The organism is Marinagarivorans algicola (assembly GCF_001292705.1).
Lineage (GTDB): Bacteria > Pseudomonadota > Gammaproteobacteria > Pseudomonadales > Cellvibrionaceae > Marinagarivorans > Marinagarivorans algicola.
Genome location: NZ_LGAK01000061.1, coordinates 22,100 through 29,250, shown reverse-complemented (window position 1 = coordinate 29,250; position 7,151 = coordinate 22,100). Strand labels below are relative to the sequence as shown.

General features: G+C 40.2%; 2 protein-coding genes. One reads left to right on the top strand and one right to left on the bottom strand.

Translation table 11 applies throughout. From position 1 onward, the window contains the following. The first annotated feature begins 668 nt into the window (after positions 1–668). Positions 669–1,208: a YHS domain-containing (seleno)protein gene (locus AC438_RS15005; protein WP_053982076.1), complete on the top strand. Its 540-nt coding sequence runs from the start codon at positions 669–671 to the stop codon at positions 1,206–1,208. A 299-nt stretch (positions 1,209–1,507) separates the two neighbouring features. On the opposite strand, the gene AC438_RS15000 is transcribed toward AC438_RS15005, so the two are convergent. Beyond that, positions 1,508–6,790 (bottom strand): cadherin repeat domain-containing protein, encoded by a 5,283-nt coding sequence (locus AC438_RS15000; protein ID WP_053982075.1) that lies wholly within the window; start codon positions 6,788–6,790, stop codon positions 1,508–1,510. Positions 6,791–7,151: the final 361 nt, after the last annotated feature.

Sequence of the window (7,151 nt, the reverse complement as noted above, 5' to 3'; positions counted from 1 at the left end):
GGCTCCCCAAAGATATCTCCTTGCCAATCCACATGACTATTTTGGGCTTATTATAACGCCTAAAACTGTTCGAAGTATTTCAATATTAACGACTCAGTTAAAGCTCCGTTTATCGACTGCACTTTAACCATTAAACCTCACCGATATTTTATGACCACATTACAAGGTTTACGAGTACAATCGATAAATAATAATCCAGAATTAGCACTAAAAAATACTATTTTAATATTTTTAAATTTTATAAACACGTTAAAAAAATCGATAAACCCTATACAGTTCTGCACAACCTTTAAGGCCTTTAGCTCTGAGTGCATGAATTTGACTGTTCGGGGTAGCTGTCGCAAGGCGTAAAATAGCCTATAACTTAAGCAACCTAATTAATAATTTATTAGCGTTCGATGTTTTTATCTCGGGGAGTTACCAGCACACCCAGCATATAACATAAAGTTATAAATAAAGATGCTTACCGATATAACAGAGCGCTATAGGGCAGTATTTTAAGCGGTGCGCATTTAAATACCCTTTCACTACAACCATAGGCTACGCACATCTCACATTTATTGCACTGATATAATTGATACAAATTTTATGTTTTTGTGATTAATTATTTTTTAAAGCTGCTACCATCCGTGCCACTGCTTTCATGCAATTTTTGATAGAGGTATCCTATGTTAAAGTTTGGTGGGTCTATATTAGTACTAGTGTCAATTCTTTTATCTAGCTACGCTTTTGCGGCTAACCCCTTGTATAACAGCTATCGCGATAAAGGCGCTATTCGCGGCCATGATGTAGTGGCCTACTTTACCCTGCCACCGGGTGCCAGAGCAATTAAAGGGAAGAAAGAATACGCCACTGTGTGGAATAATGTCGCATGGTACTTCAGCTCACAACAAAATCTTGAACGCTTTAAAGCCGACCCTGAAGCCTATGCACCACAATACGGTGGCTACTGCTCTTTTGCGATGAGTAAAAATTTTACAACATCTATTAGACCCGACAACTGGTTAATTCACGAAGGTAAGTTATACCTCAATCATAATTCGATATCTTTTCGCTTATTCAAAAAAGACCTTGCCGAAAGCATTGAAATGGCCAATAAAAACTGGCCCACCGTTTTAACCAAATGCGAAAAACGCAATAACTGCCGATCACACCCTGAAATACCGGCACATATAAACGACCACACAAACACAACAGTCACACCCTAAAAATAATGTAACTATTCGGCCAAGCTAAAAACATCACCTGATAGGGTGCTGATGGATTATTTTCTGGGCATTTAAGCGCCGGGAGCGCTTATATAGCGACCATGGATGGCTTGAGCGGCCCAGTAAATGATTCATTAGCGCCCGATTTCCGGACCTCTGATATAGCTACCAAAATAATAACATTAAGCCCGCGAACGCCTGTTAGCGCTCACGGGCTTAATGTTTACGGGCATAAGCTTTACGTACAAAAAGTTAAGCTTATTCTTTAGTGTTTAATTCATTCGCCTGTTGCTGCACTGTTACTGTAAAGGCACTACTACCCTATCGCCGCTATCAATATCCATCATAAAGAGGTGATTCGCTTTTGTTATGAGTAATGTATTATTTTGCTCAAAATAAAGCGGACCTTCACTGGCATAAATACCTCGACCTACTGATAAAGAACCAATAGTTCGATGCTCCCCTGTGACTATATTAGCCTCATAAATCTCAGACACCTTGGCGACAAAAGGGATTGCAGGGTCATTCGGTAATTCACCCACACCAAATACTCTATTATTATTAGCATCAAGGGTCGCCTCATAAGTATGCGCATAAGGTATTTGCTCATCTAAGACGGGGGCAAACGTTGTCTCCCCCTCAGGTAGATACTGTAAATAACCGCCAAAATATTGCGTGATCGCAATATTGTTATCGTGATCACTCGCTATATAACTCGCATCGTTATTACTAGATAATATCGAGCCATGGTTTACACGATCAATAATAGATAAGCTGTTTAAGTCAAGGATGTAAATCCCCGTAGCATTATTATCGCTACCGTCTTGATGAGTACTTAATAATGAAAAAGTGATCGTACTAGCCGTAGTATTAATCGCAAGCCCGCCGGTGCGGTAGCGGTTACCCAGTGTAGTGCCGAAGTACGCATGCAAGTCACGCGTAGTTAATAATGGTGTCATTGATTGATCTTTAAGATCAATCGCCATTAAGTGAACCGCCTCATCAATATCGGTTCCACTCCAACTAGGTAGAGTCGTACTGTATAAGATATTATTATCCCAATCTAAAGCCGATGATGAAAAGCGCAAGCCAAAAATATCTTTGTACTCACTGAAATCATAGCGCTCTATTATTTCAAATGAGGCCGTATCGATAATTAAGAGCTCATGCGTATTACCACTAAAAGCGGCTATCTGCGTATTAGATGGATTGCTAAATAGCATAATTTCGCCTGCCAATGGCGAGATAGGTAAAGTGGCCAATAAGGTCGTGCGGACACCTGTGATTGGATTGACGACAACCGCATCATTAGTCTGAGCCCCACCAGCCACTAAAAAACTACCATTGGGTAATGCACGCAATTTTGCAACATTAGAATATTCATCGAACGCCGCATAGATTTGCCACGTTAGAGCTTGCGCCCCCGCCGGGGGTATTACCATTTGTTGATCCCCAGTGGTTAAGTCAGTTGCCTGTATATCCGCGCCTATAACTTGGTAGCCTACATTATCAATAATCACCGGATAATATGTTTGACTACCTGCTTCAAGCACCACAGACCCTTCAAAGTCAGCATCTAAAAGGCTATACCAATTAAAACTAACAGTATCATTACCCTCATTGAGCATAATAATATTATGGCCATTAACTACAGGACGGGCACTAGAAAAGTTCAGCGCTTTGTCACCAATCACTGTCGATTTAACAGGTTTTATGGCCTGTGTATTATGATTATAAATGATAAAATCTGAGACCCCCGAAGGTATTAACGTCAACTCGTGGGTTAATGTAACAAATGAAGATTCGTGATTGATTGTCGATATACCTTCAATATACTGCACACTATTATCACTTAATGTGATTTCAAGTAAACCTTCATTGACAGGCTTTCCATCAATTATTATATGGCATGAAGCAATAATTTTATCGCCACCGCTCACTAGTGCTAGTTGTTTAATACTTTGACAGCCAGTAGGAGCAGTATTTAAAAAATGGCTACTCCAAATATCTTTTTGCTCGCCTGTTAATAAATTGATTTTTACAACCGCTGCATCACCTTGTGCAATAGCATAAGCATACTCCATGTTGGCATCGTACGCCCACATGATAGGATTAGTTACAATAGAAGTATTATTCAGTGTTAAAGTGGCCGTTGTTTCGATATTGGTATTGCCCCCTACCGAAAACTTTAAAATATTCTCGCCATGCTCAATCGGTGCATCAATCGCCCACTCCCCAGTAGCGGCATTGTATTGGGCCTGTTGTGTCCCCAGCGTTACTTTAAGACCCTCTTGGTTAAGAGCCGGTTGCCCGTCAAGGTCAAGCACAACACCACGAACGTGGAATGCGCTCTCTAGCCCGCCCACATTAGATCCCTCTGGAGGAAAAGTTATTTTTAATGAGTACTCTATAATATTTTCAATGTGAATACTCACATTGGCTGAAGTATTTAAACCCGAGTGCGCAATGGCATTAACGGTAAGCCTATAAACTTGATCGCTATTGGCATCTTGGGCATTCTCAAAGTCAAATGTCTTTTTGGCAGAGATTTTACCGGTATATTTATCAATACTAAAAAGGTGAGAATCCTCAGTAATCGCTAACTGATAAATTACAGCATCATTAATCTGGGCATCAACCTGAAAGCTAAACTCGGTGCTTTCTTTGAGTGTAATACTTGAGGGGAGGTTTAATTGAGGCTGCTCATAGTTACTCACCGGCGCACTAGAGGCTTGCTCAATCACGCTCGAGCTACTCATTGAACTGCTTTGGCTAGAAGCCGAACTGGAAGTATTGTTTTTAGGTGGTGTCGTATCAATTCTGGAGACAAACGCACGATCGCCCGTGTCAGGATCAATAATTATTAAATAATTATTTAAAGACGCAAACAACACATCACGCTGAGCATTGATCGTGTAGGCGCCCCAACCAAGTACTCCTCGCCCCTTGCTTTGAGAACTAATCACTTTTACTTCTTGCGTTTGAGTATCAAAAGCAATCAATTCTGAAGAGTCAGTATTGGAGTTTTTTTCGAAGTCTAAATTTCGATGACCGATCAAATAAATTTGTGAGCCATCTGGATGCATCACAGGGTCATAGACTCGATCGTATTCTTTCAGTGGTATCTCTAACGCAAGAGCAAAATCATTTGTATTAACCAAACCAAAGTAACCTACGCCATTAATTTGAAGCGCCACATAAAACTCATTATTAAAAATTTGACTGGCAAGACCTGCACGAGAGAAAAAAGAAAAGCCCTCATCTAAGGCTAGATAATTTACAAGACTATGACTTTTTGTGTGTAACTCAATAACGCCCGATTCAATAAAATTATTAGGGTCTTGCTCAACCTGGTAAGCATAGTTAACAAAGAGTTTACCTACGTCATCAACGGTAATACCATTTAAGTTAAATTTGGCTGTTGTACTGACATGGCGAAACAAGGTTTTAAGCTGCTGACCAGTAACTAACACCTCTAATTTAGGATTCGCCGTCATACTTATCTTAACTAAATGATTGGCACTAGGGTCATCGGTACCTCCAAAGCCATTGTTAATCGTGTAATAAAAGTTATTATTCTCCCAATCGATAGCTAGGTCAGATCTAAACGTCGTAAAAAAACTAGCATATTGGCTAAAGTCATAGGTAGCAAGCAGCGTAAATGTACTCGTATCAAACACAGACAATGAACTTTTCTGAGCATTAAAATATGCTATTTTCATACCATCAGGGCTCACCGATACATCCCCAAAGGTATCCCCTACCAGCAATACATCAGCATCGGTTTTTAGGTTAATAATTTTACGATTACCACTTGCAAGCTCAACTTCATACAGTGAACCCAGAGTCTTATCCAATACAAAGACACTACTACGTGTATACGCCAATAAAGACGTTATATGATCTGGCTCCCATAAAGGCCCAGAGCCAATCGTATTATTTGATATCGGCTGAAAATCACCGGATGAAGTAACGATAGATACCGTGTTATCCGGAGACAAGTCATAAACCGTACCGTCAATAATATAGCCGTTGATTGGACGCTCTAAAACACTCGGCTCAATTTCGCTTTGAACACTCGCTAAAAAATCGATATCAGACAAATCAATAATATAAGTACTATCATTTCTATTAATATAAATGGCATTATTATCAATCATAGCCCTTGTATAGATAGCATAAGTATTATCATTGGGCTCTTTAATAGATATTTCATGGATATGTTTACTGGGTAAGTGATATGCAATGAATTTTCCTCTTGCGGATCTCACCAATAAAGTGTTTTCATTAAACCATCGCATTTGTGGTTTATAATTAACGCTAATATCGACATCTAGTGGCTCCGCAATACCTTCAGCTATATCAAAGGTAAATAACATCGACACACCAAATAAAGGATTACTTCTTGTATAACCACACAATGCAACAATCTGGTTATACACCTCCGAATAGCTAAGACTATAAATATATTGGCACTGTTGGGGCAATTGATCTGCGTAATCTTTAACGCGAAATATCGTTGTTTGCACATTATTATCGTCGCGCATAATGATGGCTTTATTACCAGCAGCAACAGAAAATAGCTTACCACTTTTATAGCCTATCGCGTCGGTGCTTGAGTCTAAATAGCCGGCCCTTGAGTACTGTAATAAGTCAAAAGTATTTGAATTAACAACCGCCGTATTCCACAAAGTAAAATCCATTTCGAATTCGGTATGGCTTGAGCTACCGAGTTTTAAAGGCAATATATTTTTACCCTGTACTATAGGCACATCGGCAAACCATTGTGCTGGGTCTGTGGCGGAAAATTCGGCCGTTATCTCGCCAATGGTAACAACCAGCCCCTCGCGTTCTATCACTTTTTGACCGTCTTCATTAAGCAATAGTCCACGGATTCTAAAAAAGTCTTCGCCACCGCCAACATTCCCGCCTTCTGTAGGAAAGGTCACTTTAAGCGTATTGTCCTTAACATTCGTTAAGCGAATAATTAAGTCGGTAGTTGCGATCAAACCTGATGCACTTATGGCATTGATACTGAGCTGGTAATCGTGATCGCTATTTGCATCTAAGGTGTTTTCATAATCGAACTCAACTGTTGAGGTGAGCATGCCGGTATCGGCATCTACGGCAAAATAAGCAACATCAGGCGAGTTGACTAGTGCATACGTTACCGCGCCCTCACTTTGAGCACTCAGCTGATACTCTAAAAGAGTATTTTCAGGCAGCTCAATAACAGCAGGAATAGTAAGCTTGGGCGGAATCGGGCGCGCACTCGAGCTACTTGAGGTAACAGGCGGTGTGCTGGAGACACTAGAGGTACTAGAGGTACTAGAGGTACTAGAGGTACTAGAGGTACTAGAGGTACTAGAGGTACTAGAGGTACTAGAGGTACTAGAGGTACTAGAGGATACAGACTTCGAGCTAAAAAGTATCGCGCTAGAAGTACTAGATGCCACGAACTGCGAGCTACTGAAGTTTGTATCAGACTGGCCACCAGAGCCAGAGCTGCCGCAACCACTAATTGCAGTGAAAACCAAAGCAAGCGCTAAAACACACCACTCCTTTTGCAAAACTGTATTCATATAATTTCCTTTATACACCTATCCTAGGTGTCGTGATAATAATAAATGATCATTATAACCAAATAACTCTCGCTCGCGTACCGCCGCTGATCTGTATATTAGTCAACCTTTATGCAGCCAAAAACAAAAAAGCAATGATTGCTAGCTATAATACATCTAGCAGTCATACCACCAACTTCACTTCAAGTATTGCTATTTTTATGAATCTACAACACTGTACTTTTCACCCTAAAGATCCTTAAGTATTTAAGAGTGCGGTATGAGCACCCCAAGTAGGGCTGAATACTACTGCTTTGATTTACTATTCATTACCGCTAGCTTCACTACAATTTAATAATATGATAGATCGTACTGTTTATAA

Excerpts from the sequence above, each read along its gene's own strand:
- AC438_RS15005 (WP_053982076.1), top strand. The coding sequence starts at position 669 with ATGTTAAAGTTTGGTGGGTCTATATTAGTACTAGTGTCAATTCTTTTA.
- AC438_RS15000 (WP_053982075.1), bottom strand. The coding sequence starts at position 6,790 with ATGAATACAGTTTTGCAAAAGGAGTGGTGTGTTTTAGCGCTTGCTTTG.